General features: G+C 65.8%; 24 protein-coding genes and 1 pseudogene. 12 read left to right on the plus strand and 13 right to left on the minus strand.

Features of this window, described 5'->3' with window-relative positions:
• The first annotated feature begins 74 nt into the window (after positions 1-74).
• The gene (locus BM031_RS15360; RefSeq protein ID WP_091875435.1) at positions 75-1073 is read left to right on the plus strand and encodes a gamma-glutamyl-gamma-aminobutyrate hydrolase family protein; all 999 of its coding nucleotides are present in this window, start codon (positions 75-77) and stop codon (positions 1071-1073) included.
• Between the two features lie 129 nt (positions 1074-1202).
• On the plus strand, positions 1203-1511 hold the full coding sequence (locus tag BM031_RS15365; protein ID WP_091875436.1) for a hypothetical protein: 309 nt from the start codon (positions 1203-1205) through the stop codon (positions 1509-1511).
• A gap of 258 nt (positions 1512-1769) precedes the next feature.
• Here BM031_RS15365 and BM031_RS15370 read toward each other — a convergent pair whose 3' ends face one another.
• From BM031_RS15370 to BM031_RS15390, 5 genes are all read right to left on the minus strand, one after another.
• A complete protein-coding gene (locus tag BM031_RS15370; RefSeq protein ID WP_091875437.1) occupies positions 1770-2912 on the minus strand; it encodes a YbdK family carboxylate-amine ligase in 1143 nt (380 codons plus the stop codon).
• Positions 2902-4092, minus strand: coding sequence for a cation:proton antiporter (locus tag BM031_RS15375; RefSeq protein ID WP_091875438.1), 1191 nt, complete (start codon positions 4090-4092; stop codon positions 2902-2904). The genes BM031_RS15370 and BM031_RS15375 overlap by 11 nt, the downstream gene beginning before the upstream one ends.
• A 205-nt stretch (positions 4093-4297) precedes the next feature.
• A complete protein-coding gene (locus tag BM031_RS15380; RefSeq protein ID WP_091875439.1) occupies positions 4298-5467 on the minus strand; it encodes a vWA domain-containing protein in 1170 nt (389 codons plus the stop codon).
• A 4-nt stretch (positions 5468-5471) separates the two neighbouring features.
• On the minus strand, positions 5472-6062 hold the full coding sequence (locus tag BM031_RS15385; RefSeq protein WP_091875440.1) for a GNAT family N-acetyltransferase: 591 nt from the start codon (positions 6060-6062) through the stop codon (positions 5472-5474).
• Entirely contained in the window at positions 6059-6913 is an 855-nt protein-coding gene (locus BM031_RS15390; RefSeq protein ID WP_091875441.1) for an AAA family ATPase, read from the minus strand. Before BM031_RS15390 ends, BM031_RS15385 begins: the two co-directional genes overlap by 4 nt.
• Before the next feature lie 185 nt (positions 6914-7098).
• Here BM031_RS15390 and BM031_RS15395 point away from each other — a divergent pair, with 185 nt between their 5' ends.
• The 3 genes from BM031_RS15395 (at position 7099) to BM031_RS15405 (ending at position 9536) form a co-directional block, all read left to right on the plus strand.
• Complete coding sequence (locus BM031_RS15395; RefSeq protein WP_091875442.1) at positions 7099-7437, plus strand: c-type cytochrome; 339 nt, start codon at positions 7099-7101, stop codon at positions 7435-7437.
• Positions 7438-7446: 9 nt separating this feature from the next.
• Complete coding sequence (locus tag BM031_RS15400) at positions 7447-7785, plus strand: c-type cytochrome (RefSeq protein WP_091875443.1); 339 nt, start codon at positions 7447-7449, stop codon at positions 7783-7785.
• A gap of 242 nt (positions 7786-8027) precedes the next feature.
• Positions 8028-9536, plus strand: a complete 1509-nt coding sequence (locus tag BM031_RS15405) for a SulP family inorganic anion transporter (protein ID WP_091875444.1) — start codon at positions 8028-8030, stop codon at positions 9534-9536.
• A gap of 10 nt (positions 9537-9546) precedes the next feature.
• Here BM031_RS15405 and BM031_RS15410 read toward each other — a convergent pair whose 3' ends face one another.
• The 4 genes from BM031_RS15410 to BM031_RS15425 form a co-directional block, all read right to left on the minus strand.
• Positions 9547-11085: an aspartyl protease family protein gene (locus BM031_RS15410; protein ID WP_091875445.1), complete on the minus strand. Its 1539-nt coding sequence runs from the start codon at positions 11083-11085 to the stop codon at positions 9547-9549.
• 130 nt (positions 11086-11215) lie between these two features.
• Positions 11216-11644, minus strand: a complete 429-nt coding sequence (locus BM031_RS15415; RefSeq protein ID WP_091875446.1) for a DUF1841 family protein — start codon at positions 11642-11644, stop codon at positions 11216-11218.
• Positions 11645-11707: 63 nt separating this feature from the next.
• Positions 11708-13243, minus strand: coding sequence for a retroviral-like aspartic protease family protein (locus BM031_RS15420; RefSeq protein ID WP_177207777.1), 1536 nt, complete (start codon positions 13241-13243; stop codon positions 11708-11710).
• Between the two features lie 246 nt (positions 13244-13489).
• A complete protein-coding gene (locus tag BM031_RS15425) occupies positions 13490-14134 on the minus strand; it encodes an RNA pyrophosphohydrolase (protein ID WP_091875448.1) in 645 nt (214 codons plus the stop codon).
• 204 nt (positions 14135-14338) lie between these two features.
• Between BM031_RS15425 and BM031_RS15430 the strand changes: the two genes are divergently transcribed.
• The 4 genes from BM031_RS15430 (at position 14339) to BM031_RS15445 (ending at position 19711) form a co-directional block, all read left to right on the plus strand.
• Positions 14339-16057 carry a proline--tRNA ligase gene (locus BM031_RS15430; protein ID WP_091875449.1) on the plus strand — a complete coding sequence of 573 codons (1719 nt, stop codon included), beginning with the start codon at positions 14339-14341 and terminating at the stop codon, positions 16055-16057.
• A gap of 53 nt (positions 16058-16110) precedes the next feature.
• On the plus strand, positions 16111-16680 hold the full coding sequence (locus BM031_RS15435; RefSeq protein WP_091875479.1) for a lytic transglycosylase domain-containing protein: 570 nt from the start codon (positions 16111-16113) through the stop codon (positions 16678-16680).
• Positions 16681-16868: 188 nt separating this feature from the next.
• Positions 16869-18326 (plus strand): alkaline phosphatase, encoded by a 1458-nt coding sequence (locus BM031_RS15440; protein WP_091875450.1) that lies wholly within the window; start codon positions 16869-16871, stop codon positions 18324-18326.
• A gap of 8 nt (positions 18327-18334) precedes the next feature.
• Complete coding sequence (locus tag BM031_RS15445) at positions 18335-19711, plus strand: alkaline phosphatase (protein WP_091875451.1); 1377 nt, start codon at positions 18335-18337, stop codon at positions 19709-19711.
• 186 nt (positions 19712-19897) lie between these two features.
• Here BM031_RS15445 and BM031_RS15450 read toward each other — a convergent pair whose 3' ends face one another.
• The 4 genes and pseudogenes from BM031_RS15450 to BM031_RS15460 form a co-directional block, all read right to left on the minus strand.
• Complete coding sequence (locus BM031_RS15450; protein ID WP_091875452.1) at positions 19898-20293, minus strand: SWIB/MDM2 domain-containing protein; 396 nt, start codon at positions 20291-20293, stop codon at positions 19898-19900.
• A gap of 232 nt (positions 20294-20525) precedes the next feature.
• Positions 20526-21893, minus strand: coding sequence for a signal recognition particle protein (gene ffh, locus BM031_RS15455; RefSeq protein WP_091875453.1), 1368 nt, complete (start codon positions 21891-21893; stop codon positions 20526-20528).
• Positions 21883-22017, minus strand: a complete 135-nt coding sequence (locus BM031_RS26245; RefSeq protein WP_267873318.1) for a hypothetical protein — start codon at positions 22015-22017, stop codon at positions 21883-21885. The genes ffh and BM031_RS26245 overlap by 11 nt, the downstream gene beginning before the upstream one ends.
• Before the next feature lie 54 nt (positions 22018-22071).
• A pseudogene (locus tag BM031_RS15460) lies at positions 22072-22293 on the minus strand (IS110 family transposase); the annotation flags it as partial.
• 496 nt (positions 22294-22789) lie between these two features.
• Between BM031_RS15460 and BM031_RS15465 the strand changes: the two are divergent.
• Genes BM031_RS15465 through BM031_RS15475 form a run of 3 tightly spaced genes read left to right on the plus strand, consistent with a single transcriptional unit; the run spans position 22790 to position 25532 of the window.
• On the plus strand, positions 22790-23593 hold the full coding sequence (locus BM031_RS15465) for a cytochrome C assembly family protein (protein WP_091875454.1): 804 nt from the start codon (positions 22790-22792) through the stop codon (positions 23591-23593).
• On the plus strand, positions 23590-23847 hold the full coding sequence (locus BM031_RS15470; protein ID WP_091875455.1) for a PP0621 family protein: 258 nt from the start codon (positions 23590-23592) through the stop codon (positions 23845-23847). The genes BM031_RS15465 and BM031_RS15470 overlap by 4 nt, the downstream gene beginning before the upstream one ends.
• Before the next feature lie 8 nt (positions 23848-23855).
• The gene (locus BM031_RS15475) at positions 23856-25532 is read left to right on the plus strand and encodes a sensor histidine kinase (RefSeq protein WP_091875456.1); all 1677 of its coding nucleotides are present in this window, start codon (positions 23856-23858) and stop codon (positions 25530-25532) included.
• Positions 25533-25534 lie beyond the last annotated feature (2 nt).

Consider the following 25534-nt stretch of genomic DNA (forward strand, 5'->3'; position numbering starts at 1 on the left):
TGTGGCAGCAGCACAGCCCCCCACACCGCCACATCGTGCGCGGTCGTCGCCGCAGCCCGGCTATATTGGTAGGCATGGCAGAAGACGATCAAAAACCCCCCGAGGAAGTCCCCGGCCCCCCGGTCGAAACGCGTCCCGAAGCCCCGGTGCGGGTTCCGGATCGCCGCGCCACGCGTGGCCAGTCCGCGCGCGGGCCGCGCTACCAGCGCGATGGCGACACGCCGCTGGCGCTGGCCGGACGGGTCCTGAGTTCGCGCTGGCGCGCACTACGCGATCGTTTCAATCGCGACTTCATGAACCGTACGCTCCACATCGGGGTGTCGGCGCGCATTTTCCATCCTGAAGCGGGCGCCAAGGGCCTGCTCAGCAAGAATCTCCAGTACCTCGAAGAATCGATCGCCCAATGGGTGATGTCGCGCGACGTGCTGGTCTTCATGATCCCCACGGTGAATACCAACGGGCTTCTGCACCCCAGCAACATCACCCTGCGCCATTACGCGCGCCACCTCGACGGGCTGGTGCTGCAGGGTGGGGCGGACGTGGCCCCGCAAACCTATTCCGAATCGCCCACCCGCCCGGAATGGAGCGGCGACCGCGCGCGCGACCTGTATGAACTCGAGCTGCTGCACGAATTCGTCGATGCCGGCAAGCCGGTGCTGGGGGTGTGCCGTGGCTGCCAGCTGATCAATGTCGCGTTCGGCGGTACGCTGTACCAGGATGTGGCCACCAACGTGCCCGAGGCACTGGCCCACGTGCACGACCTGTACGACGCCCATCGCCATGCGATCCGCTTCCCGCCCGGTTCGTCGCTAGGCAAGATGTTTGGCCATGCCGGGCGGCCGATCGTGAATTCGATCCACCACCAGGCCGTCAAGGAACTGGGACGCGATATCCGGGTCGAGGCCTACTCGGATCCCGACGGCATCGTGGAAGCGATCCGCTACGAGCGCGCCGACTTCGTGATGGGGCTGCAATGGCATCCGGAATTCCACCGCGCCGGCGGCGTCGAGCTGCTCGACTGCACGCCGGTGCTGGATGAATTCCTGCGGGCGGCCCGGGAAACGCGGCTGTAACTTGTCCTTCATCGAAAACGCTTGCTTTCGGCAATCGGCCAGTCAATAATGAATGAGAATCATTCTCATCCAACTGCTTGACTGTCCGTAAGGAGGGCGTGCGTGAACATTCCTTTTGCAGACCCGGCGATGACGCCGCAAGAACCGCGCAGCCAGGACGTGCTGCTGGTGGCGTCCCTGCTGCACCTGATGTCCCACTACACCGCGCGCGGCGACGGCGAACAGCCGTGCGTCAAGCTGGCCTCGGTGATCGAACGCCACTTGTGCGCGCTGTCGCGATTGCCGGATATCGATCCGGTGCTGCGGGCGACCTGCGAGCAACTGGCGGATCGCTGGGCGGGGCTGGTGGATGAACAGCTGCCCAGGCCGCAGGTGAAGCAGCCGCTGCTGGCGAGGTTCATGAAGGGGGCGTGGAGTGGGAAGGCGGTGGTGGCGTAACAAAGGTTTTCCGATGCGCGAGAGCCGCTGCAGTTTTTTTCATTGTTATCCTTAAAACCGTCGTTCCCGCGCAGGCGGGAACCCAAGTTCGTAGCGTGCCACTCACGCAAAACTTGGGCACCGGCCTTCGCCGGTGCGACGGTTTTGAGTGATGTGGTACAAGCGGGCGCTGCAGGGTGTTCGCGTAAATTAGGCTCCCGCCTGCGCGGGAGCGACGGGGTTTGCTGTCGTGGCCGCTATCACGTTCCCCTACAACGCTCACCCCCGCTGCCACCGCATCCGCCGCTCCCCCCTGAACCGCTGTATCGCCGCATGCACCATCCCCTCGACGCTGCCTTCGCGCTCGAACACCCCACGCAACTGCGCCGCATCGCTCCCCGCACGCGCCGCCGCCGCCAGATGCTGCAGCGCCTCCACGCTCCCCAGCGCCTCCGCATGCGGCATCATCTTCTCGAGCGTCGCCAGGATATCCTCGCGCATCCCCACGTTCTCGTAGGTCTTCGGATGCGTGAGCGAGCCTTCCAGTCCGAAGCGGCAGGCCTGGAAGCGGTTGTAGTTGTAGACGAGATAGTCATCCTCGACGGGCGGTTCTTCCGCGCGCGTGAGCAGGTAGCGGCACAGCGCCTGCAAATACGCCGCCAGCGCCGCTGCCCGTTCCACCGTGAGCGGTGTGTCGCACACGCGCAGTTCGATGGTGCCGTATTCGGGCTTGGGCCGCAGGTCCCAGTAAAAATCCTTCATGCTCTTGATGATGTTGGTGCGTTCCATCTTGGCGAAGTAGACCTCGGTGAACTCCTGCCAGGTAAGGACGAACGGCGCGCGCCCGCTCATCGGGAAGGCGAATACCGAGTTGAGCCGCGCCGAATCGAAGCCGGAGTCGATCCCCTGCACGAAAGGCGAGGAAGCCGAGAGCGCGATGAAGTGCGGCAAGTAGCGGTTCAGGGCGTGCAGCAGATAGAGCGCATCGTCGCCGTTGGCGCAGCCGATGTGGACGTGCTGGCCGAAGACCGTGAACTGCTTGGCCAGGTAGCCGTACAGCTGCGACAGGTATTCGTAGCGCGGCTTAGCTGAAATTTTCTGTTCCGACCAGTGCTGGAACGGATGGGTGCCGCCGCCCGCGATGCCGATGTTGAGCATGTCGCTGGCGGCCACCAGCGCGTCGCGGATCTCGCGCAGTTCCGCCAGCAGCGGCGCCCAGGACGTGTGCACGCTCGAGTTAATCTCGATCATGCTCTCGGTGATCTCCGGCGTCACATTGCCGGGGAAGGGCTTGCGCTTCAACAGGTGCATCAGGTCGGGGCTGGCCGCGGTCAGGTCGAAGTCCGACAGGCTGACCAGCTGCAGTTCCAGCTCGACCCCGAAGGTGAGCGGCTGCGATGGGGTAAACGCGTCAAGCGGCATGCGGGTTCTCCGGGGCTTCGCGGGCCCAAACCAGCACGCGCTGGATGATCACGGGCCCGAACACTTCCAGCAGCATCGTCACCGCCGCCATCGCGCGCAGTTCCTCGACCACGTGCACGCCGGCGTGGCGCGCATGCTCCATCAGCAGGATCACGAACACCGACAGCGGCGCCAGGCCCAGGCCGGTGAGCGCGCCCTTGCGCCAGCTTACCCCGGACAGGCGGGCGAAGGCGGTCACCCCGAGCATCTTGCTCACCTGGCGCACCAGCACCACGACGACAGCCAGCGCGCTGCCCGCGGCGATCTGGCGCCAGTCGAGGGTGGAGGCGGCGTACACGAACAGCAGCACCGTCAGCAGCTCGCCCAGCGCGCCGAAGTTGCGCTGCGCCTGGCTGAAGGCGATGCGGCGGTGGCGCGCGGTCAGGCCGAAGGCCAGCGCGGCGATGTAGGGCGAGAGCGCGCCGGCGTCGCAGATGGCGGCCAGCAGCACGATGGCCAGCGCGAAGGCGACGGTGGCGTCCTGGCGCGGGTTGTGGATGGCGCGCAGCAGCGCCGGGACCACCACGCCGAACACCGCGCCCACCAGGGCCGAACCGGCCAGCATCACGCTGCTCTGCCACAGGGCCTCTCCCACGGCGTCGAAGGTGCGGAAGATCCAGAAGCCGATGATGGCGTTGAAGGCGAACACCGCCAGCACGCAGTTCAGGGCGGTCAGGTGCAGCACGCGCTCGGTCACCTGGCCCGAGCTGCGCTGCTCGTTGATGACGCGCACCACCGTGGCGGGCGAGGTGCCCATGGAGAGCGCGGCCATCATCAGGGCGATGATATGGGTAGTGCCGAAGGCGAGGGCGACCAGGTAGACCGCGACAAACGTGAGCACGGATTCGGCCAGCCCGGCGACACCGAGCCAGGGATTGTTGACCAGCCAGCGCAGGTTGATGCGGTAGCCCAGCTCGAACAGGATCAGGCCGAAGGCGATGTCGGCCAGCAGGGCCACCGGCCCGGCGTCCGGCGCCGGCAGCACGCCGATTTGCGCGCTGCCCAGGGCGAAGCCGACCAGGCCATAGAAGCTGATGCGGGGCAGGCCCGTGAAGCGCTGCCCGAATTCGCCGGCCAGCCACGCGACCGCGAGCGCGATCGGCCACGCAAGGCTGGTCAGGATGGGCAGCAGGTCTGGCATGGTTGTCCTTGGACGTTGTGGGGTGGTCGGCTATGCCGACCGCGCGTTCAACTAAAGCATGCGCCGCCATGAGGCATCCGGGAGATGGACGCGCGGTCGGCGGAGCCGCCTTTCGTGGCCCGGACCACCCTGCATGTGGCATTTTTGCTAATTCTACAAGAAGGACAGGCGCGCACGCTTGACCTGCATGCCGTGAGGAATACGCCTATTTCGAGAGCAGGCGCATGGCCCGCTCCAGCCCTTCGAGCGTGATCGGGAACATCCGGTTGTTCATGATTTGCCGGATGACGGAAATCGATTGCCGGTACTCCCACAGGTTCTCCGGCTCCGGATTGAGCCACGCGAACTTGGGAAACGCATTGGTGAAGCGCGCCAGCCAGGCCGCGCCGGCTTCCTCGTTGTTGTACTCGACCGAGCCGCCCGGGGCCAGCACTTCGTAGGGGCTCATGGTGGCGTCGCCCACGAAAATGATGCGGGTGTCGTTCGGGTACTTGCGCAGCACGTCCCAGGTCGGGAAGCGCTCGCTGTGGCGGCGCCGGTTGTTCTTCCACAGGTAGTCGTAGACGCAGTTGTGGAAGTAGTAGAACTCCATGTTCTTGAATTCGCTCTTCGCCGCCGAGAACAGTTCCTCGGCGCGTTCGATGTGGTCGTCCATCGAGCCGCCGACGTCCAGCAGCATCACCACCTTGATGCGGTTCTTGCGCTCGGGCTGCATGCGGATGTCGAGCCAGCCGGCATTGCTGGCGGTGGCGCGGATGGTGTCGTCCAGCGCCAGTTCATCAAGGGCGCCAGTGCGGGCGAAGCGGCGCAGGCGGCGCAGCGCCACCTTGATGTTGCGCGTGCCCAGTTCGCGCTCGTCGTCGTAGTCGCGGTAGCTGCGCTGCTCCCACACCTTGACCGCCGTGCGGTTGCGGCTCTGGCCCCCAATGCGGATGCCTTCCGGGTTGGTGCCGCCGTTCCCGAAGGGCGAGGTGCCGCCGGTGCCGATCCACTTGTTGCCGCCTTCATGGCGGCCGTGCTGTTCCTTCAGCAGCTCCGCCAATCGCTGCTGCAGCTTGTCGTAGCCGAGCTTTTCCAGCGCCGCCTTCTGTTCGGGCGTGAGCTCGCGCTCGAAACGTCGAAGCAACCAGTCGAGCGGGATCTCGGCCTTCTCGTCGAACACCGCGTTCACGCCCTTGAAGTAGGCGCCGAAGGCACGGTCGAACTTGTCGAAGTGGGCCTCGTCCTTCACCAGGGTCAGGCGCGCCAGGTAGTAGAACTCGTCGAGCGAGGGGGCGATCACACCGCGCTGCAAGGCTTCGAGCAGCACCAGGAATTCCCTGATCGTGACCGGAACCCTGGCGTCGCGCAGCGTATAGAAGAAATCGATCAGCATAAGTTCAGCTTCGGACGTGCCGTTCCAGGCGCTCGTGCAGCGCGCTTTTTATGGCAGGCCATTCGGCGCGCAGGATGCTGTACATGACCGTGTCGCGCACGCTGCCGTCGCGGCGCAGCGCGTGGTGGCGGATGGTGCCGTCCTTGTGCGCGCCCAGGCGCTCGATGGCGGCCTGCGAGGCGAAGTTCTCGCAGTCGGTGCGCAAGCCGACCACGGCGCAGCCCAGCGTATCGAAGGCATGCGACAGCAGGAGCAGCTTGCAGCTGGTGTTCACGTGGCTGCGCTGGGCGTGCGCGGCGTACCAGGTGTAGCCGATCTCCACGCGGTCGACGCCTGGCACGATGTCGTGGTAGCTGGTGGAGCCGAGCAGGGTGGCGCTGCGCGCGTCGACGACGGCAAAGGCGAGGCGGTCGCGCATCTCGAGCGCGGTCTCGATGTACTGGCCGGCCGCGTGCGGTTCCGGCACGCTGGTCACGCGCAGCTTCCACAGTTCGCCGTCCATGGCGGCGGCGCGCAGGCCTTCCTCGTGGTGCGGCGCGAGCGGCTCCAGGCGCAGGCCGTTGAACTCGAGCGTGACCGGCAGCACCCGGATCATCGGTTGGTCCTCGCCATCTGGACCAGGCGCTCGAACAGGTGCACGTCCTGCTCGTTCTTGAGCAGCGCGCCGTGCAGCGGCGGCACGATGGCTTTCCCGTCCTGGCTGCGCAGGGCTTCAAACGGGATGTCTTCGGCCAGCAGCAGCTTGAGCCAGTCCAGGAATTCCGAGGTCGAGGGCTTCTTCTTGATGCCCGCGACTTCGCGCAGCTCGTAGAAGCTGTGCAGGGCGGCGGCCAGCAGGTCCTGTTTCAGCGTCGGGAAGTGCACCTTGACGATGTCGACCATGGTCTCGCGGTCGGGGAACTTAATGTAGTGGAAGAAGCAGCGGCGCAGGAAAGCGTCCGGCAATTCCTTCTCGTTGTTCGAGGTGATGATCACCAGCGGGCGGTGCCTGGCCACCACCATCTCGCGCGTCTCGTAGACGAAGAACTCCATGCGGTCCAGTTCGCGCAGCAGGTCGTTCGGGAACTCGATGTCGGCCTTGTCGATTTCGTCGATCAGGAGCACCACTGGTTCCGGCGCCGTGAAGGCCTGCCACAGCACGCCCTTGACGATGTAGTTGTGGATGTCGCGCACCCGTTCGTCGCCCAGCTGCGAATCGCGCAGGCGCGAGACGGCGTCGTATTCGTACAGGCCCTGCTGGGCCTTGGTGGTGGACTTCACGTGCCACTGCATCAGCGGCATGTTCAGTGCGGCCGCCACTTCCTCGGCCAGCATGGTCTTGCCGGTGCCCGGCTCGCCCTTGATCAGGAGCGGGCGGCCGAGCGTCAGCGCGGCGTTGACGGCCAGTTTCAGGTCGGCGGTGGCAACGTAGTTGTCGCTGCCTTCGAAGCGTTGGGAAGCTTGCATGTGCGCTCTGCGGTGAGGTGAAATAAGGGGAAATCTGGCCGAGTATAAGACAGAACAGGCGCGTTCGAGAGTGCGTGCGTTTGTAGACTGGGGACAACTCTTCAGATAGAATCGTCAGCTTGATAGTCCATTTGCTAACTTTTTGTGCGTTTGCGGTATTCGAATTACAACTAACGAGCCACACCATGAAAACATCTTTAGCCTTACTGGTCCTGGCGGCTTTTGCCGGTACCGCCGCTGCCGCGGAAGTCGTCGGCAATCCGAAGGCCGCACCGGCCAAGATCGAAATGTGCATCGGCTGCCATGGCATCCCGGGCTACAAGGCGTCCTTCCCCGAGGTCTATCGCGTGCCGATGATCGGCGGACAGTCGGCCAAGTACATCGAATCGGCACTGCACGCGTATAAAAAGGGCGACCGCAAGCACCCGTCGATGCGCGGCATCGCCGTGAGCCTGAGCGACCAGGATATCGCCGACGTCGCCGCCTACTACGCGGCCCAGACTCCCGCCACCGTCAAGCGCTAAGGACAGCCAATGAAACAACTATTCTTCGCGCTGGCCCTCGGCGCCTTCTGCCTCACCGCTTCGGCCGCCGACGTGTCCAAGGGCGAGGCGCTGGCCAAGAAGTACAACTGCGCATCCTGCCACGGCGCCGACTACAACAAGCCGATCGACCCGAGCTACCCGAAGCTGGCCGGCCAGCACCCTGAATACCTGACCCACGCCCTGCGCGCCTACAAGCGCGGCGCCAGCGCCAATGGCCGCACCAACCCGATCATGGCGGGGCAGGTGCAGCCGCTGTCGAACCAGGACATGGCCGATATCGGCGCTTACCTGGGCAGCTTGCCGACGCAGTTCGTGGTCAGCAAGTAACAGCATTCCAGCGTTGCCAGCCGCGGGCTGGTAAACTGCGATCCCCCCGACCGGGTAGCTGGCGGGGGGATTTGTTTTTTGGAGTGCTGCTGCGCCTTCGCCGGTAGTCGTAGGCGCCAGTGGCGCGTACGACGGCTCTACCACTGGTGGTCATCTCATGCACGTCGTACCGGCGAAGGCCGGTACCCAAGTTCGCACCGCCGCCACCCGCCTCACCCTGCACCACCCCACCGGAACCCCCCATGCCGTCCCACATCAAATCCAACCTCCTGAGCGGCCTCACCGTCGCCCTGGCCCTGGTCCCCGAAGCGATCGCCTTTGCCCTGCTGGCCCAGGTGTCGCCCCTGACCGGCCTGTACGCGGCGGTGCTGGTCTGCTTCATCACCTCGGCCTTCGGCGGCCGCCCCGGCATGGTGTCGGCGGCGGCCGGGTCGCTGGCGGTGGTGATGGTGGCGCTGGTGGTGCAGCACGGGGCGCAGTACCTGTTTGCGGCGGTGGTGCTGATGGGGGGGCTGCAGCTGCTGTTCGCGGCCGCGAAGCTGGGGAAGTTCATCCGCATGGTGCCGCACCCGGTCATGCTGGGTTTCGTCAACGGACTGGCGCTGCTGATCTTCTTCGCGCAGTTCGGCCACTTCAAGACCCGTGGCCCGGATGGCGCGATGCAGTGGATGCCGGGCGCCGAACTGGCGACCATGCTGGCGATCGCCGCCGCCACCATGGCCGTCATCTACCTGGCGCCGCGCATCACGAAAGCGGTACCGTCGACGCTGGTGGGCATCCTGCTGGCCACGGCCGGCTGCGCGCTGCTGGGCGTCGATACCAAAACCGTGGGCGACCTCGGTTCCATCGCGGGCGGCCTGCCTGCCTTCTCGCTCCCGGACGTCCCTTTCAATCTCGAGACCCTGTACATCGTGTTCCCGTATGCGCTGGTACTGGCCGGCGTCGGCCTGATCGAATCGCTGCTCACGCTCACCCTGGTCGACGAGATCACCGGCACCCGCGGCCAGCCGAACCGCGAAAGCCTGGCGCTGGGCGCGGCCAATGTCGCCAGCGGCCTGTTCGGCGGCATGGGCGGCTGCGCGCTGATCGGCCAGAGCATGATCAACGTGAACAGCGGCGGCACCGGGCGCCTGGCGGGTGTCGCGGCGGCGCTGTTCCTGCTGTCCTTCATCCTGGTGGGCTCGCACTGGATCGAGCAGGTCCCGCTGGCCGCGCTGGTGGGCGTGATGTTCGTGGTGTGCGAGAAGACCTTCGAATGGGGCACTTTCCGCCTGTTCGGCAAGGTGCCGCGCGCCGATGCGCTGGTGATCGTGCTGGTGGCCGGGCTCACGCTGGCCTTCGACCTGGCGGTGGCGGTGCTGGCCGGCGTGGTGGTGTCGGCGCTGGTGTTCGCCTGGCAGCACGCCCGCCAGGTGACGGTGGCGACCAGCATCGACGCGCAGGGCTGGAAGGTGTATGCGCTGGACGGTACGCTGTTCTTTGCTTCCAGCGCCAGCTTCAGCGAGCTGTTCACGCCGGCGCAAGACCCGCAGGACGTGGTGGTGGAGTTCCTGCATGCGCGCGTGGCCGACCATTCGGCAATCCAGGCCATCGACGCCCTTGCGGAGCGCTACCGGGCGCTGGGCAAGCGCCTGCACCTGCGCCATCTGAGCCCCGACTGCCGCGAACTGCTCGGCAAGGCCAGCGACATGATCGAAGTGAACCTGCTGGAAGACCCGCGCTACCGCGTGGCGGACGACAAGCTGGGGTGATGGGCCGGGATCAGTCCCCGAGCTTGTCGTAGCGCCGTCCGGTATCGCCGCAGCCGGCCTCCACCTGCGCATCGAGCGTGGAGGCCTGCGCCGCCTGCCCGTGCGCGCGGTGCCAGTCCGCCATCGCCGACAGCGCTTCGCAGCGGCGCCCCTTGCCTTCGCTGCGGTCGTCGCCGGCCTGCGCCAGCAGCTTGTCGGCCGCCAGGCTGCCCAGATAGAACTCGCCGATCGGCTTGGGCCATTCGTCGCTCTGGGTGCGCGCGAAGATGGTGGCCAGTTCCGACTTCGCCAGTTCGGCCTGGCCGCTTTTTACCCGGGCGATGTACAGCCAGAGCGCGGCGTGGCGCTCGGCCGGCAGCTTGTCCAGGCCAGCGCGCAGGCGCGTCGCGGCGCCGGCGTAGTCGCGGCGCTCCAGCAGGTCGTGGCCGGTATACAGCTTGGCATGGGCGCTGCCGCCTTGCGCCGCCTTTTCCAGCCACTCGCCGGCCAGCGCGCGGTCGCGCGCCACCAGCTTGCCGCCGCTGTAGGCGCGCGCCAGCACCAGCTGGGCGTCGGCATTGCCGCCCTCGGCCTCGGCCACCATCCACGGTTCCAGCGTGCGGCGCTGGCCGAAGGGCGCGCCGCCCACATACGAGAAATACAGCTTGTTCTGGCTCATGGCGAACAGCACGCGGTGGGCGCGCAGGAAGTCGGCGCCGAGGATCACGTCGGCACTGTTCAGGCCCGAGTTTTCCACCGCCATGTCGGCGTTCTCGACGGTCTCTTCGCCGATCTGGAACCTGGTTTTCACGAACCAGCGATTGGCCGCATGGCTGCCCACGCCGACGATGTCGGTGCCGCGCTCGACCCCGGGCGCATCGAGCGCGATGCCGGCGCGCCTGGCCGCGTCGCCGGTGATCATGCTGAAGGCGGCGCCGGTGTCGATCATCGCCTCCAGCTCCTTGCCGTTGATGCGTACGAAGAAGTGGGGATTCATGTGGTCTTCGTTATGGCGCCGCAGCGGCACTTCCTGCACGTCCTGGCCCCAGTAGCCAAGGAAGACGCCGCCGCAGCCCTTGGGCACGAAGAAGGTCAGCTGTCTGGTCGCGAGCGAAATTTCGAGATCGGTCTGGAACAGGAAGGGCGCGCCCAGAATGCCGTCATACGAGGGCGTGTCGCCGAAGCTGCCCAGCACCGGCATGTTGCTGCGGCCGGCGCGCACCGGCCCGACGATGAATTCGTTGACGATCGACGCATACAAGGGCGAGCTGCCGCCGACGCCGGAGGCGTGGCGGCCGGTGGCATACAGCCGGATGCCGCGCCGCTCGGTGCCGGTGCGGGTGAGCACGGTGGCGTAGGCCCCGGTGTCCACCAGCAGCTCGGCCGGGGTGCCGTTGATGGTGCCCTCGGTGGTGATTTCCAGGCTGGGCCCGCTGTACCGGAGCGGCAGCTTGCCGATCGGCGTATAACTGCACTTGGCCGCCTCGGCGGCGGCGTGGGCGAGGGGCAGGAAGGCGCAGGCCGCGCCCAGGGTCAGGCGCGTGAGCGCGCGGCACAGGATGGGGTTCATGCGTAAATTCTAGAAGGGAAGTTTCTTTTTATGCAATCCACCCTGCATAGCTGCTGCTGCCTGTTGTGAATCGGAACATGATACAAAAAATGCGGCACCGGCCGCATTATTGAATCATGTCCAGCAGGCGCTAGCGCGCCGCGCGCAGCCGCACGCACTCGATATACGCCTCGGTATCCGGCGGCACGCCGTTGCGCTGGGACGCCCAGATCATCTCGCCCAGGCATTCCATGATCTCGTGGTGGGCGTCGTGCTCGCCGCGCTTGGCCACCAGCAGGTCGTGCGCGGCCTTGATGCCGCGCGGCTGGTCGACCGATACCTGTTCGGCGATCGACAGGTGCATCGACAGGTGCAGGAAGGGGTTGGCCTGGCCGCCCTCGACCGAGTAATCGCGCGCGATCGCCGCATCGACGTCGCCAAGCTGATCGTGGTATTCGGGATGCTGGACGATCCAGTCGGCCGCGATGGCGTCCATCGGGGTCAGGATCTCGTTGTTGCGCTGCTTGCGCAGGGCGTCGCAGAAAAAGCGGCGCACGTCGTGCGAAGACGGAGTAAACATGGCGGGAGAGGGCAGGAAAATGGCGGGAAGCGGGCATTTTAGCGCTTCCCGCGCCCCCGCGCTCTACGCCTTGTTTGGCTGCGGTTGCGGCTGCGGCTGCGGCGGTGGCCCGCACTCCGGCCGCTGGGCCATCAGCGCCTTCGCCTTCTCCATGTCGCCGCTGGCCGCCACGCGTTCGGCCATCATGGTCTTGGCCACGCACACCTGGCTGTTGGCGCGCGCCTTGTCGTCGCGCGCTTGTTCCAGCAGTTCCTTTTCGTCGATCTTGCCCAGGAAGTGGCGGGCGACCGGCGAGGGCCACTGGTCGTTGTCGTCGCGCGCGAAGGTCTTTTCCAGGTCGGCCCTGGCGGCCTCGCCCTCGCCCAGGTGCAGGCGCGCGAGATACAGCCACAGGGCGGCGCTGCGGTCGCCCGGCAGCTTTTCCAGGCCCAGGCGCAGGTGGCGCGCGGCGTGGGCGTACTGGCGCCGCGGCATGTGGCCACGCCCGATGAAGAAGTTGGCGAAGGGGTTGTTGCCGGCGGCGGCGCGGTCGAGCCAGGTCTTGGCCTGTACCGGGTCGCGCGCCACGCCCTGGCCGCTGCGGTACAGCTGCCACAGCATCATCTGGGCGTCGGTGTTGTCGGCGTCGGCCTCCTGCTGGATCCAGGCCTCGATGCCGCGCCGCTGTCCCAGCGGCTCGCCGCCGATGTAGCTGATGTAGAGTTTTTCCTGGCTCATGGCGAACAGCACCCGGTGTGCGCGCAGGAAGTCCACGCCGAGCAGCACATCGATGTCGTGCAGGTCGGCGTCGATCACGCCGACGCGCGCATTGCGGATGGTCTCGGCGCCCAGTTGCAGGGTGTCGAACACGGTTACCCAGCGCGCCACCCGGGACTCGCCGACGCCGGCGCTGTAGCCGGCGCGCTCGACGCCGGGCGCGTCGAGCTTCAGGCCGGCGCGCTTGGCGGCATTGAGCGTGACCACGGTGGTGGAGGCGCCGCTGTCGATGATGGCGTTGAGCTTCTTGCCGTTCAGGAGCACCGTGAAGTGGGGATTCGGGCTGCGGCTGTAGCTGCGCTCGAAGGGCAGGACGACGGCTTCCGGATCCCAGTAGGCCAGGAAATCCTTGCGGCAGTCGACCGGCCGGAAGAAGCGGATCTGCTTTTCGGCCAGCGAGAATTCGAGGTCGGCCTGCAGCAGGAAGGGCGCGCCCACGATGCCGTCGTAGGCCGGGGCGCTGCCGAAATCGTGGATCACCCTCAGGCTGCCCGGCCTGGAGGACACGGGACCGGCGCGGAATTCCTTGAAGCGGGTGTTGTAGATGCGGCTGTAGCCGCCCACGCCCATGACGCTGGTGCCGGTATTCCACAGCGTCATGGCGCGCGGCTCGGTCCCGGTGCGCGTGAGTGCGGTGTCGCTGGCGCCGGTATCGACCAGCAGGGTCGCCGGCGTGCCATTGAGCGAGCCTTCCATGGTCAGCTCGAGCCCAGGCCCGGTATAGCGCAAGGGCACGCTGGCGACGTTCACGTACTTGCAGCCCTTGGCGGACGCCTCCTGCTGCGCATGGGCGGGGAAGGTGGCGAGCAGGGCAGCGCAGGCGAGCAGGTGGGAGAGTTTCATCCGAACATTGTCATGGCTGGATACAGCTTTTGACAATGCGGCCGGCATAAACGAGGCGCGCGCGCTTCCTTCGTTAACGTAAAAACGTCGTTCCGGCGGAGGCCGGAACAATGCCACAGGCATTGTTCCGCCCAAGTTCTGATCGCGCTATTGAAACGCTTGCAACATTAGGTTCCGGCCTGCGCCGGAACGACGTGCATATTGAAACTAACTGAACAGCATTAGAGCGCGCAGGCTCCCCTTGGTTTACTCGTCCGGCGCCAGCGCCAGCGAATCCGGCGTGGCGGGCGCGGCCGATGCGCCGGCGACCTCGAGCGCCGCTTGCTGCTGCGCGACCTTGCCGCCGGCCTGCGAGCGGCCATGCGGCTGCCTCAGGTAACGGGCACTATGGCGCCGTTCCCCGTGCGGGCCCTTGGCGGGCCAGGTGATGAAGCGCGACAGCTCCTGCAGGGCCCGCTGGTAGACATCGCGCTTGAACTCGATGACCACGTCCAGCGGCACCCAGTAGTCGTGCCAGCGCCAGGCGTCGAACTCGGGATGGTCGGTCAGGCGCAGGTTGACGTCGTTATCGCGCGCCACCATGCGCAGCAGGAACCAGATCTGCTTCTGGCCACGGTAGTGGCCGCGGATCTCGCGCTTGATGAAGTGGTCGGGCACTTCATAGCGCAGCCAGTCGCGGGTTCGCCCCACGATCTTGACATGTTCCTGGCGCAAGCCGATTTCTTCCTCGAGCTCACGGTACATCGCCTGTTCCGGCGTCTCGCCGTATTTGATTCCCCCTTGCGGAAATTGCCACGAGTGCTCGCGCACCCGCTTGCCCCACCACACCTCGTTGTTGGCGTTCAGCAGGATGATGCCGACGTTGGGGCGAAACCCTTCACGATCGAGCATAAGTGCACCTCGAAACTTTCTGCCGGCCGTACGATCCTTATATTTTTACCCACAAATTGCCATTACCACCTTGCCGGCGAGTTGCCGACGGAGCGGGTGCTGCGTGTTCCGGACCCATTTGTAGAAAGATTGGACGCATCAGCCAGCTAATCCTTTAAAATTAGGTCGATTATAACTCTCTCTTTTTAAAAAGAATTCACGGATATGCGCGCCTCACGATTTTTTATTTCAACTCTTAAAGAAGCGCCTTCCGACGCCGAAATCGTCAGCCACCAGTTGATGATGCGCGCCGGGATGATCAAGCGCCTCGGTTCGGGGATCTACACCTACATGCCGACCGGCCTGCGCATCATCCGCAAGGTCGAAGGCATCATCCGTGAAGAAATGAACCGCGCAGGCGCGATCGAGCTCTTGATGCCGCTCGTGCAGCCGGCCGAACTGTGGCAGGAGACTGGCCGCTGGGACAAGATGGGCCCGGAACTGATGCGCGTCAAAGACCGCCACGGCCGTGAATTCGCGATCCAGCCCACCTCGGAAGAAGTCATCACCGACGTCGTGCGTTCGGAAATCAAATCCTACCGCCAGCTGCCGGTCAACTTCTATCACATCCAGACCAAGTTCCGCGACGAGCGCCGCCCGCGCTTCGGCCTGATGCGCGGCCGCGAGTTCACCATGAAAGATGCCTACTCGTTCGACCGCGACGTGGCCGGCATGCAGGCCTCGTACCAGAACATGTTCGACGCCTACACCCGCGTGTTCAACCGCTTCGGCCTGAAATTCCGCGCGGTGGCGGCCGACAACGGCGCCATCGGCGGCACCGGCTCGCATGAATTCCACGTCATCGCCAGCACCGGCGAAGACGCGCTGGTGTACTGCAAGGAGTCGGACTACGCGGCCAATATGGAAGCGGCCGAAGCGCTGGCGATCGGCGAGCGCCTCGCTGCCGCCCAGGCGCTCACCAAGACTTCTACCCCTGGCAAGACCAAGTGCGAAGCCGTGGCAGAACTCTTGAACATCCCGCTGCAGCAGCACGTCAAGAGCATCGCCCTGACGGTGGAAAACGAGGGCAAGAAGACCTATTTCCTGCTGCTGCTGCGCGCCGACCATGAACTCAACGAGATCAAAGTCTCGAAAGTGGCGGGCCTGAAGGACTTCCGCTTCTCGACCGAAGCGGAGATCCAGGACGTGTATGGCACCGTGCCGGGCTATCTTGGCCCGATCGGCGCGAAGCTGCCCCTCACCGTGGTGGCCGACCGCACCGTGGCCAACATGGCCGACTTCGTCTGCGGCGCCAACGAGCTTGATTTCCACTTCACGGGCGCCAACTGGGGCCGCGACGTGGCCGAGCCGATCGTGGCCGACCTGCGCAATGTGGTCGAAGGCGACGCTTCGCCGGACGGCAAGGGCGTGCTCGCCATCGAACGCGGCATCGAAGTGGGCCACGTGTTCCAGCTCGGGACCGCCTACTCGGAAGCCATGGGCGCCACCTTCCTCGACGAAAACGGCAAGCCGGCCCCGCTGCAGATGGGCTGCTACGGCATCGGCGTGACCCGCATCCTGGGCGCGGCCATCGAGCAGAACTTCGACGACAAGGGCATCGTCTGGCCGGACGCCATCGCACCCTTCGAGCTGGTGCTGTGCCCGATGGGCATGGACCGCAGCGAGATGGTCAAGGAACAGGTCGAGAAGCTGTATGCCGAGCTGATGGCGGCTGGCGTCGACGTGATCGTCGACGACCGCGGCCTGCGTCCGGGCGCCATGTTCTCGGATTGGGAACTGATCGGCGTGCCGCACCGCGTCGTGATCGGCGAGCGTGGCCTGAAGGAAGGCAACCTGGAATACCAGGGCCGCCGCGACGACGCCGCCACCAGCGTGCCGGTCGACGGCATGGTCGCCTTCATCAAGGGCAAGCTGGGCAAGTGAACCTCGTCACGCTGGTTCCCTGGACGTGCAGCGTGCTGCTGGCCGCCGGGCTGATGCTCGGCGGGTCGGCGCACGCCGGCAACCAGAAGGAAGAGGCGATGGCCGATTCCGTGCGCCTGGCCCTGGCCAACGCCATCCGCGACAGCCGCCCCCCGAAGCCGGTGCTGCGCGACGACGCCACCCGGGTGCGCTACCAGGCCTGGTTCGGCGAGATGTCGCGCCGCCTGGCCAAGCGCATCCCCGACGAACAGGGCCGCACCGAGTTCCTCGAAGTCGCCTGGTACGAGTCGACCCGCGCCGGGCTCGACCCGGGCCTGGTGCTGGGCCTGATCCAGGTCGAGTCGGCCTACCGCAAGTACGCCATCTCGATCGCCGGCGCGCGCGGCTACATGCAGGTGATGCCCTTCTGGACCAAGGTCATCGGCGACGCCGACCGCCGCAAGCTGTTCCACATGCAAACCAACCTGCGCTACGGCTGCTCGATCCTGCGCATGTACATCGACATGGAACAAGGCAACCTCTACCTCGCCCTCGGCCGCTACAACGGCAGCCGCGGCAAACCGCAATACCCGAACGCCGTGCTGTCGGCGTGGAAGAAGTGGGAATTCAAGCCTGGCGTTTGACCTACTGCTTCAACCGCCCGCTACGGCACTATCTTCGTTAGCCTCAAGACCGTCGTACGCGCCACTGGCGCCTACGACTTCCCGCGCAGGCGGGAACCCAAGTTCTGCCAACAATCCCGCAACATTTCACCCCGCCATATGCACTTGGCAAGGTGTAAACTCTCCGCTTCCCCAACGTAGAGGTTTTCATGCGATTGTCCACCCTCGCCAGCGCCGTCCTGATCGCCACGCTGGCCGGCTGCGCCTCCGCGCCGCCGCCTTCCCAGTCCATTCCCACCCAGGCAAACACCGACCAGCGCGCCAAGAACGTCATCTTCTTCCTCGGCGACGGCCTCGGCCTGAACACCCTCACCGCCGCCCGCATCTTCCACGCCGGCGAAGAAGGCCAGCTCACCATCGACCGCCTGCCCGAATCGGCCTTCGTCAAGACCTTCTCGAACGACGCCATGGTGACCGACAGCGCGGCCGGCATGGCCGCCTACATGACCGGGGTAAAACACAATAACGGCGTGATCTCGATGTCGGCCGGCACCCGATCGGTCGCCCCCGCCAAGGACGCCAACGGCAACGCGCTGCTTAGTCGCTGCGAGAACGGCGCACCCGCCGCCACCCTGCTGGAACTGGCAAGACGCCGCGGCATGGCGCTGGGCGTGGTCACCAACACCAGCGTCACCGACGCCACGCCGGCATCGAGCTACGGGCACGGCTGCCACCGCAAGCTCGAAACCGACTTCGCGGCCATGCTGGTGCCCGGCGGCGCCGGCTACAACGCCGCCCTCGGCTCGCGCGGCCTGGACGTGCTGTTCGGCGGCGGCGCCCAGTTCTTCACCCCGTTCGCGCGCGGCGGCAAGCGCGCCGACAACCGCGACCTGCTGGCCGAATTGAGCGCCCAAGGCTTCCGCGTGGTGTCCGACACGGCCGGCTTCAACGCACTGGCCCACACTGCGCAGCAGCCGGCCATCGGCCTGTTCGCCCCCAACCACATGGACTACGACGCCGTGCGCAAGCCGGCCAGCCAGCCGAGCCTGACCGACATGACGCGCAAGGCCATCGACCTGCTGGCGCCGCACGCAGGCAGCGCCGGCAAGGGCTTCTTCCTGGTGGTCGAGGGCGGCCTGATCGACCACGCGCTGCACGCCACCCTCGGCAAGCGCGCGCTGCAGGAAACCGTCTCGTTCAACGACGCCATGCAGGCCGCGCTGGACAAAATGGAAGCGCTCGACCCGGGCCTGAAGAACACCCTCATCGTCTCCACCGCCGACCATGACCACACGCTGCTCCTGAACGGCTACACGGTCCGCACCGGCAAGACCACGCCCACCAATCCGGGCGTGCTCGGCCTGGTGCGCAACCTGGACGGCAGCCCCAAGCTCGACAAGGCGGGCCGCCCGTTCACCATCATCGGATTCGGCACCGGCGAGAACCGCGTCAACGGCAGCCGCGGCAGCCAGCCGGCACTCACCGACGACATCGTGACGCGCGACGACTACCACCAGGAAGCGGTCGTGCGCACCCGCACCGGGGCCGAGACCCACGGCGGGACCGACGTCTATCTCGGCGCCACCGGCGCCGGCGCGGAGCTGTTCCGCGGCACCATCGACAACACCCGCGTCTTTGGCCTGATCAAGACCGCGGCCGGCTTGTAAGAACAGGAATGCACATGAAAAAGCGACTTCCCCTGCTGCTGGCAGCGACCGTGTTCAGCGCCAGCGCCATCGCCGCGCCCAAGGCGAAGAACATCATCTTCTTCCTCGGCGACGGCATGGGCCCGACCACCATCACCGCCGCGCGCATCTACAGGCATGGCGAGGACGGCCTCTTGAGCTTCGAGCGGCTCGAGCGCACCGCGCGCATCAAGACCTATTCGAACGACTTCCAGACCACCGACAGCGCGCCCTCGATGGGCGCCTACATGACCGGCGTGAAGATCAACCAGGACGGCATCTCGATGAAGGATGCCAGGGCCATCGACCCGCTCAAGGACGCCAACGGCAACCAGACGCTCGACCAGTGCGGCGACAACAACGGCAGCATCGCCCCGACCATCCTGGAACTGGCCAAGGCACGGGGCAAGGCCGTGGGCGCCGTGACCACCACCGAACTGACCCACGCGACCCCGGCCTCGACCTTCTCGCACGTGTGCCACCGCGACGCGGCCTACACCATCGCGCGCCAGCTGGTGCCGGGCGGGGCGGGCTACAACCCGGCGCTGGGCGATGGTGTCGACGTGCTGATGGGCGGCGGGCGCCACCACTTCACGCCCTACGACAAGGCCGGCAATCCCCAGGGCCGCGCCGACGGACGCGACCTGCTGGCCGAGCTGGCGGCGCAGGGCTATGCGGTGGCCAACACCCGCGCCGGCATGATGTCGGCGCGGCCGGGCCGCAAGTTCGTCGGCATCTACAGCGCGGACGACCACATGGACTACGCGCTGGCGCGCCGTCCCGAACAGCCGACCCTGGGCGAGATGGCCTTGAAGGCGATCGACCTGCTGTCGAAGGACCCGGACGGCTTCTTCCTGATGGTCGAAGGCGGCAAGATCGACCACGCCCTGCACGACAACAACGCGAAAAACGCACTGGCCGACACGGTGGCGTTTGATGAAGCGATCCAGGCGGCGATCGAGCGCATGCGCGCGCTCGACCCTGGCCTGGAAAACACCCTGGTCGTCGTCACCGCCGACCATGACCACACCATGGTGCTCAGCGGCTACCCGAAGCGCGGCAGCAAGGTGCTCGACATCGTGCACGACTACGCCAATGGCCAGCCAAAAAAGGACGCCGACGGCAAGAGCTTCACGGCCCTCGTCTTCGGCAACGGCAAGGTCCGCCCTGACGTGCGCACCGACGTGGACAGCGCGGTGGCGCTGGGCGACAAGTACCAGCAGGAAGCCGGCGTGCATACGGTCTACGAGTCGCACGGGGGCGGGGATGTGAAGCTGTATGCGGTGGGTGCGGGCTCGGCGCCGTTCAAGGGGACGATCGAGAATACGCAGGTGTTTCACTTGATGAAGGCGGCGGCGGGCTTGTAATCGAAGCCGCGCATGCCGCGTCACGGCCAGGCTAAACCAACGTCGTCCCGGCCTGCGCCGGGACGACGGATCATCTGTTTGAGGGAAGAGGAAGCACTCCCATCTGCATGCAGGACGCCGCCCAAAAACAAAAAGCCCCGTCACCGGGGCTTTCTGCATTCAGGCAACTGGACAGCCGGCCAGTGCTTACTTCAGGTGATCCGAAATGAGCTTGGTCATTTCGAACATCGAGACCTGGGCCTTGCCACCGAAGACGACTTTCAGCTTGTCGTCCGCGTTGATCATGCGGCGGTTCTCTGGATCCTGCAGGTTTTCTTTCTTGATGTAGTCCCAGACTTTCTTGGTGACTTCGGTACGTGGCAGCGGCTTGTTGCCCACGACTGCCGCCAGGTCACCCGATGGGGTCATCTCTTTCATGAAAGCGGCGTTAGGCTTGCGTGCAGCGGCCGGTTTGGCTGCTGGTTTCGCTGCTGCCTTTGCTGGAGCTGCTGCTTTTTTTGCTGCAGGCTTGGCCGCTGCAGCAGGCTTGGCGGCCGCTGCTTTCTTGGCTGGCGCTGCGGTGGATTTTTTGGCTGTTGCCATCTTCGAGCCTCCTAAACGAACACAGGGAAAGTTGCGCTATTGACGCACGGGCTTATATTGGTGGCGTTTTACTGTTCATGCAAGTCTTTTTCGAAATTTTTTCATTCTTATAAGGCCCGAAATGCGAGCTGTCGCACACTAGCGCCGCTTCAATTGAAAAAACCGTGACCTGGATAGACAAAAACCGCGCAAGGCCAGTGCCCGCGCGGTTTCCCTGGACGTGGCAGTGCGCTTAGCGCATGCCAGGCATCATGCCTTTCATCCCGCGCATCATCTTCATCAGGCCGCCGCCCTTGAGCTTTTTCATCATGGTCTGCATCTGGTCGTACTGGTTCAGCATGCGGTTCACTTCCTGGACTTGCACGCCGGCGCCGGCTGCGATGCGGCGCTTGCGGTTGGCCTTGATCAGGTCGGGCTTGGCGCGCTCGCCCGGGGTCATGGAGTCGATGATGCCGACCATGCGCCGCACCTGCTTCTCGGCTTGGTCCATGTTGGCGCCGGCTGCGGCCTGCTGGAACTGGGCCGGGAGTTTGTCGAGCAGGCCCGACATGCCACCCATTTTCTTCATCTGCGTCAGCTGCGCCTTGAAGTCGTTCATGTCGAAGCGGCCGCCGCTCTTGATCTTGTTGGCCAGTTCGGTCGCGGCTTCGGCGTCGACGCCCTTGCGCGCTTCTTCCACCAGCGCCAGGATGTCGCCCATGCCCAGCACGCGGTTGGCCATGCGGCTTGGGTCGAAGGCTTCCAGGCCATCGAGTTTTTCGGACACGCCGGCAAACTTGATCGGTTTACCGGTCACGTGGCGCACCGACAGGGCGGCGCCGCCGCGCGAATCGCCATCGAGCTTGGTCAGCACGATGCCGGTCAGCGGCAGCGCGTCGTTGAAGGCCTTGGCGGTGTTGATCGCATCCTGGCCCAGCATGGCGTCGACCACGAACAGGGTTTCCACCGGATTGACGGCGGCGTGCACCGCGGCGATCTCTTGCATCATCGCTTCGTCGATGCCGAGGCGGCCGGCGGTGTCGATGATCAGGACATCGTGGTAGTGCTTCTTGGCCCAGTCGAGCGCGGCAAGCGCGATGTCGACCGGCTTGTCGGTGGCGGAAGACGGGAAGAAATCGGCGCCGACCTGCTTGGTCACCGACTCCAGCTGCGCGATCGCGGCGGGGCGGTAGACGTCGGCCGAGACGGTGAGGACCTTCTTCTTCTTTTGTTCCTTGAGGTACTTGGCGAGCTTGCCGGTGGTGGTGGTCTTACCCACACCCTGCAGGCCGGCCATCAGGATGATCGCCGGCGGCTGCTGGGCGAAGGACAGCTGCGAGGCTTCGGGACCGAGGTCGGCGCCCATCAGGGCGGCCAGCTCGCGCTGCACCACGCCGACCAGGGCCTGGCCCGGGCTGAGCGAGCCGATGACTTCTTCGCCGAGCGCTTTCTCTTTGACTTTGGCGATGAATTCGCGCACCGCCGGCAGGGCCACGTCGGCCTCGAGCAGGGCCATGCGCACTTCGCGCAGCATCTCGGCGGTGTTCGCCTCCGTGAGGCGCGCCTCGCCGCGCATCGTCTTGACGACCTTGGCTAGGCGTTGGGTAAGGTTATCTAGCATGTTCTACCTGACTATGAATACGACGGCATTCGGAAAACCGCCATTTTACCTTGCGCAAGCCGCCGAGTTCGACCGCAGCAACGATATAGCGCAATTTTTCATCAACGGTGATGTGTTCGATCATATGGAAACCTTGCCGTCTTTGACACGCCTCACGTGCCTATAGCCCATTTCCCTACGGACTTTTCCAATAAATGCCCGTGCTTTCCATGACCACTTCCTCCGGGTCAAGGGCGGCGGCCCACTTAGCCAACTCACGTCGATCACGTTTAAATCCGCCGAACTGCCGTTGTTCGACTCGGCTAGAACCATCAGGCATTTCTAGCAAGGCACAAGCCGTGATCTGGGCTTGGTGGATATCCAGCCCGATTACACGCTTGTAAATCGTCACCAGTTCCATCACTCCTCCCATTGAGATAAACTCAAAAATGGAAGGTGCGGGTGCCGGGACTGAAGATGCCTGGAGGCGACAAGTCGCCAACGGCCAATTTAGCGTACGCCCTCGGGAGTGCAATTCTGGGTGCGAGTCAGCCCGGCGGGTCACGTTGGGTACGGGGTGCATGCCCGCCAAAGTTTAGTAACGACCTCTACCCGTTACCTTCCACCCTCACGTTTCTTTCATCTTCAAGGGTGACGCCAGCGTCATGATCGTTGGGCGGAACAATGCCGGTGGCATTGTTCCCGCCTTCGCGGGAACGACGTGCATATATACGTGGCCAGAATATTTGTAGCGCCTATTTGTACAGTTAATCTAAAGACCGTCGTACGCGCCACTGGCGCCTACGGCTTCCCGCGCAGGCGGGAACCCAAGTTTGTATGCGCAGCCCATACAGCACGCTTTGACCGGCAACGCAGAGCCCCGCCACCGCCCCAACCCGATGGTGTAGACTCCTGCTATGCAGAACTCCCTCTTCCTCGCCGCGGCCTTGCTGTACGCGGTGTGCGCCCTGCTGCCGTCGCGCCGGGGTGCGCTCGTTTCCGGCGTCACCGCCGTGGCCTGGGCGGCGCATGGCGCGGCGCTTGGGCTCGACGTCGTCACGCCCGGCGGCCTGCGGGTCGGCTTCGCCATCATGCTGTCCTCGGCCCTGTGGGTCTCGGTCGCCGCCTACTGGCTGGAAAACCGCAACTTCGCCCTCGACGGCATGCGCCGGCTGGTGATGCCCTGCGCCTTCGTGGCCTGCCTGCTGCCGCTGGTGTTCCCCGGCAGCCTGCTGCCGGTGGCCAGCCAGTCGCCCGCCTTCGGCTGGCACGTGGCGGTGGCGGTGCTGGCCTACAGCACGCTCACCATCGCCGCCTTCCACGCGGTGCTGATGGCGCTGCAGGAAGCGCGGCTGCACACGCGCGGCGCCAACGGCGGCTGGCTCGGCAGTGCGCTGGACCAGCTGCCGGCCTTGCTGACCATGGAAAAGCTGCTGTTCCGCGTCATCTGGATCGGCTTCATCCTGCTGAGCCTGACCGTGCTGTCCGGCGTGGTGTTTTCCGAGCAGCTGTTCGGCAGCGCGCTGCGACTGGACCACAAGAGCGTGTTCGCGCTGCTGTCCTGGCTCCTGTTCGCCGCGCTGCTGGCCGGCCGGCGCTGGCAGGGCTGGCGCGGAAAAACCGCGCTGCGCTTCACGCTGGCCGGCTTCGCCACCTTGGCGCTGGCCTATGTCGGCAGCCGCTTCGTGCTCGAAGTGGTGCTGCACCGGGGGCTCGCATGAGCCGCATCCTGTTCTGGATCCTGCTCATCGCACTGGTCGGTTTCGCCATCCGCGCCAAGCTGAAGGCGGCCAGCGCGCGCCAGCGGGAGGCCATGCGCCAGCAGCAGCGCCAGGCGCCGCCGGAACCGGTCGCCGCCATCGAAGACATGGCCCAGTGCGCCCACTGCGGCATCCACTTCCCGGCCTCCGAGGCGGTGCGCGCAGACGGCCACGACTACTGCTCGCCGGGCCACGTGCGCCTGCCGCCGCGGTAAGCCGGCCGATGCCGCCCCGGCCGGTGCTGTCCCGCGAAGCGCGCGCGACCCTGTGGCGCTCGCTCCAGACCTTCACCATCACCCGCATCGTCATCGCGCTGGTGCTGCTGCTCTACCTGGGCGTGAGCGTCACCAATGGCGCCGCGCGCACCGATGTCGTCAACACCAAGGCCTGCGCCTTTTACCTGGCCGCCGCGCTGCTGTTCGCCGCGCTCGGCACCTGGTGGCGCCGGCGCTTCGCCGTGCAGCTCGGATGCCAGCTCGCGGTCGACCTGGCGGTGATCTCGCTGCTCTACCTGGAAGCGGCCGGCATGCGCAGCGGGCTGGCGATCCTGTACCTGTTCCCGCTGGCCGGTTCCGCCATCCTCGCGCCGCTGACGCTGGCGCTGTTCTCGGCCTCGGTCGCCACCCTGTTCCTGCTCGCCGAAAGCACCTGGCAGGTGATCATGCTGGAGCGCCAGCCGCCGCTGATGCAGGCCGGCCTGTACGGCGCCGCCTTCTTCGCGGTGGTGCTGGTGCTCAACCGCCTGGCGGCGCGCCTGATCAAGCAGGAAGAACTGGCCGCCCAGCGCGGCACCGATCTGCGGGTGCAGCAGATGATCAACCAGATCGTCATCGCCGATGTCGGCGACGGCATCCTGGTGGTGGGCGACGACAGCGCGGTCTTCACCGGCAACCCGGCGGCGCGGCGCATGCTGGGCCTGGAAGGCGACGCCTCGGGCTTCAAGCTGGGCGAGGCCCCGGACATGGAGCCGGTGGCGCAAGCCTTCAGCGCCTGGCTGCGCGCCCCGCTCGAGGGCGCAGCCTTCGTTACCGTCAAGCCCTACCGCGAAGACGCAGGTCCGCTGCGCGGCCGGCGCGACCAGCCGGCCCACCTGAAGCTGCGCTTCGCGCGGGTCGACACCGCCGGCGTGGCGCTGGGCCGCAGCGTGGTGTTCATGCAGGACGTCAGCGCCATCGAAAACCAGGCGCAGCAGCTCAAGCTGGCCTCGATGGGGCGCCTGACGGCCAGCATCGCGCACGAGGTGCGCAACCCGCTGTCGGCCATCGGCCACGCCACCGCGCTGCTGGCCGAAGACCTGCACGGGCCGGCCGAGCTGCGCCTGCTGAAGATCGTGGGCGACAACGTCGCGCGCGTGAACCGCATGGTCGAGGACATCCTGCAGCTCTCGCGCAAGGTGCAGCCCAACGGCGAGCCGCTGCTGCTGGCGCCCTTCCTGGCCGAGCTGAAGGCGGAATTTTGCGAAACCCACGGATTGGCCGATGATATAGTCTATATCGGCGATGCCGGGCAGAGCGCGGTGCGCTTCGACCCGCTGCACCTGCATGAAGTGCTGCTCAACCTGCTGGGCAACGCGATCCGCTACGCCAGCCGGGAACCGGCCAGCATCCGCATCTTCCCGGCGCGCGACGCCGCCGGCCGCACCGAGCTGCACGTGCAGGACGACGGCCCCGGCATCACGCCCGAAGTGCGCGCCCACCTGTTTGAGCCCTTCTACACCACCTCGAGCAAGGGCACGGGCCTGGGCCTGTACCTGGCGCGCGAGCTGTGCCTGAACAACGATGCGAAGCTCGACTACGAATACCGCTTCGACGCCGCGGCCATGGGGCCGCGCAGGGCGAGCGGGCGCTTCGTGATCAGCTTTGCCAGCCGGCCGCAGCCGGGCGAGCGCGAGCCCGCCTAATA

This window comes from Massilia yuzhufengensis, from assembly GCF_900112225.1.
Lineage (GTDB): Bacteria > Pseudomonadota > Gammaproteobacteria > Burkholderiales > Burkholderiaceae_D > Telluria > Telluria yuzhufengensis.